The sequence below is a fragment of the Mesorhizobium sp. M4A.F.Ca.ET.050.02.1.1 genome, from assembly GCF_003997725.1.
In the GTDB taxonomy this organism is placed as follows: Bacteria; Pseudomonadota; Alphaproteobacteria; order Rhizobiales; family Rhizobiaceae; genus Mesorhizobium.
Window position 1 is genome coordinate 1 of sequence record NZ_RZSG01000836.1, and the last position, 2508, is coordinate 2508.

The 2508-nt window shown below is 59.7% G+C and carries 5 protein-coding genes and 1 pseudogene; 2 read left to right on the forward strand and 4 right to left on the reverse strand.

What is annotated here, in order from left to right:
• Positions 1-210: pseudogene (locus EOA33_RS41030) on the reverse strand (hypothetical protein); the annotation flags it as partial.
• A gap of 122 nt (positions 211-332) precedes the next feature.
• Here EOA33_RS41030 and EOA33_RS31945 point away from each other — a divergent pair.
• On the forward strand, positions 333-677 hold the full coding sequence (locus EOA33_RS31945; RefSeq protein ID WP_127407439.1) for a hypothetical protein: 345 nt from the start codon (positions 333-335) through the stop codon (positions 675-677).
• Here EOA33_RS31945 and EOA33_RS39435 read toward each other — a convergent pair.
• From EOA33_RS39435 to EOA33_RS31955, 3 genes are all read right to left on the reverse strand, one after another.
• Positions 674-838 carry a hypothetical protein gene (locus EOA33_RS39435; RefSeq protein ID WP_190234434.1) on the reverse strand — a complete coding sequence of 55 codons (165 nt, stop codon included), beginning with the start codon at positions 836-838 and terminating at the stop codon, positions 674-676. The two genes, EOA33_RS31945 and EOA33_RS39435, sit on opposite strands and share 4 nt — an antisense overlap.
• Positions 835-1284 (reverse strand): thermonuclease family protein, encoded by a 450-nt coding sequence (locus tag EOA33_RS31950; RefSeq protein WP_127407440.1) that lies wholly within the window; start codon positions 1282-1284, stop codon positions 835-837. The genes EOA33_RS39435 and EOA33_RS31950 overlap by 4 nt, the downstream gene beginning before the upstream one ends.
• Before the next feature lie 88 nt (positions 1285-1372).
• Positions 1373-2014 (reverse strand): hypothetical protein, encoded by a 642-nt coding sequence (locus EOA33_RS31955; RefSeq protein WP_127407441.1) that lies wholly within the window; start codon positions 2012-2014, stop codon positions 1373-1375.
• Between the two features lie 67 nt (positions 2015-2081).
• Here EOA33_RS31955 and EOA33_RS31960 point away from each other — a divergent pair.
• Positions 2082-2508 (forward strand): transglycosylase SLT domain-containing protein (locus EOA33_RS31960; RefSeq protein WP_210212636.1); only part of this gene is annotated, 427 nt, incomplete at its 3' end.

Consider the following 2508-nt stretch of genomic DNA (forward strand, 5'->3'; position numbering starts at 1 on the left):
AAGCTGCACTGTTCTGAGATCGACCCCGATCCGGTTGGAATCGATCTGCGAAATCGCCTCTGCAAGAAGCTCGGGCGTCCATGGGCCTGCAGGAAACCCATCTTTGCTCAATGGCCGACCGGCTCCTGCTGCTGCTAATCGTTTGAATAGTTCCTTGAGATCACTCCCGTCTCTCGGTGGCGGAAGAAATAACTTTCCATTCTTAAACAACAACTTGCAGGCTCGGATTTCGCTTCGTTTCGTATCCTATCGTGCCATCGTTCCTGATCAACGTATTTCTCGACCCGATGCAACGGGCGAGGGGCGGGCCGCGAATCACTCGGAGCAGAACAATGGCTGTTGAACTGGCGTGTAGGACCGGAGAGGCGCAGGAGGCGGACTCAGTCGTGGATCTGATCGCAGCGCACCGCCGCGCTATTTCCGAGCTGGAGTGTCTCGGCAAACGTTTGATGCACGCCGAAGAGGCCGAGACGGAGCTGATCGGTCCGCGGCTTGACGCTGCCATGAAGAACGAAACGGTCATTCGACGGCAGGCAGCGATGGCGCCGGTCGCCAATGTTGGCGAGCTGAAGATGAAAGCGGCCTATTTTAAGCGGCTGATGAACAATGGTTGGTGCGACGTTGATGCGGACGACCTGCAGGAACTGCTGCGGTCTTTCGCCGAGTTGCCGACCTAAGAAAAGAAGGCGGAAATCCAAGACGCGAGCGCATGCCATGCGGCATAGGCCAACGCCGGCACGGCGATGATGGCGATGAATGCGAGCGCCCCGGTTATGGCACCGTCCGTGCGGCCCTCGACGGGGTAGTAGTAGCGGCTCGATTGATCCTCGTGGTTCATTGCTTGCGCTCCCCTGCCCATCTCAGCAGAAGTTCAATGGGATGCTGAAACTTCCTCGCCCAAAGACCATCAGCGTTCATCTTCGCGTTGAGCTCAGCCACCAGATAGTTGGCGCTGACCGCGTTGCCTTTCTGGTCGGTGGCGGCGAAGGCGTAGCCGGCCGCGATAAGGGCGGTGCCAACGTCGATCGTATTGCCGTCGAGTTTCGCGCCACACACCACAAAGGTCGCTTTATCGAGCGCCAACGCAATGGGCTGGCAGGTCACGGCCGCCGTCGAAAACAAGGCGACCAGGTGGGCGAGCGAGACGTTGCCGCAATCGAACTCTTGGCCATTGGCATCCAGAGCGATCGTGCCCCGCAAGCATGATTGCACGCCATAAAGCCGGTAGAGCTTGCCACCGTCGCGCCACGTATCTCCGGTTACCAGCTCGACGCTTTTCGACACCAGGAAGGGCGCGGTTGTCGCGCTTGCTGGCGCGGCTCCTTCCGCGCTTACGGCGTGAGCGCACGTGAGTGCGAAGAACGCTGCGAGGCTAGTTCGCTTCATCGGTCTGGAACTGCTTGCCGAGATCGGAGGCGTGTTCGAGATCCGGCCGCAGGGACTTGCCATCCTTGTTGCGGCCGATCGCTGCCATCTCGAAGAAGACCATGGAATCGTCGTCATAAGAGACCGAAAACGGATCGTTGGCATTGCCAGCCCCGACGAGCGCAAAACATGAAACCGCGTCCGGAACGCCGGGCTGGCTTTTCAGGACCAGCGTCTTGCACAACAAGACGGATGCGCGGGTGTTGTAGACAGCCTCGTCATAATCCTGCACGGCCTTCGTGCAATCCCACAGCTCAGCCTTGTAGGTGATCTTGGGCTTTGGGCAGGCCACTAGGCCACGCAGCCGGTAGGTGACGCCGTTGATGACGCGTTCCGTGGCGGACCTGATTTCCACCGGCTTTGCCAGCCGTGTCACCTCTCGTTGAAAAAGCCCGCCGCTTGCGTCGTAGCGCTCGTAGACAAACGTCTTTTCGCCAGGCTTTGCGAATTTCTGCAGATACGCGGTCGAGGGCTGCTCGAACGGATGGGGCTCGTTCGCGCCCAGATCGGCGGCGCCTAGGACGGTGCTGTGGAGCAACAATGCCGCGAGGAAGAAGAACTGCTTCATCGGGAAATTGGCCTCGCTCATGCTTCTCGTATTGACACTTTACTTTGGCATCCTGTACCCATAGTAAAGTGTCAAAATTGGTAACGCAATGAAAAACCGGATCGCCCTTGCGCTTTCTCTCTCAACCATCATGGCGCCATTCGGCGCCCATGCGGACAACACGACCACGACGCGCATCGCGGCGGCGTTTGCACTGCCTCCACGCGCGGCGGTTACAAGCCTTCCCGATGATAATCACGGTTGGGTGGACGGCGGCTCGTGTACGCCGACAGACCGCCGGCAGGCCGCGGGCTTGGTGCGGCAGATCGCCGAAGAAGAAGGCTTCGATCCCGATCTGAGCGAGGCGGTTGCCTGGGCAGAGAGCGACATGGGCGGCAATCAAGGGCCGTCCCGCGCGGGCGCGCTCGGCATCATGCAGCTTATGCCGGCGACAGCGTCGCGTCTCGGTGTGACTGACAGATGTGACGCCAAAGCCAACATCCGTGCCGGCGTCCGCTATCTGAAAGCGCTTTATG

What these genes read in the sequence shown, in the direction of transcription:
- EOA33_RS39435 (WP_190234434.1), bottom strand. Translation starts at nt 838, where the DNA reads ATGAACCACGAGGATCAATCGAGCCGCTACTACTACCCCGTCGAGGGC.
- EOA33_RS31945 (WP_127407439.1), top strand. Translation starts at nt 333, where the DNA reads ATGGCTGTTGAACTGGCGTGTAGGACCGGAGAGGCGCAGGAGGCGGAC.
- EOA33_RS31955 (WP_127407441.1), bottom strand. Translation starts at nt 2,014, where the DNA reads ATGAGCGAGGCCAATTTCCCGATGAAGCAGTTCTTCTTCCTCGCGGCA.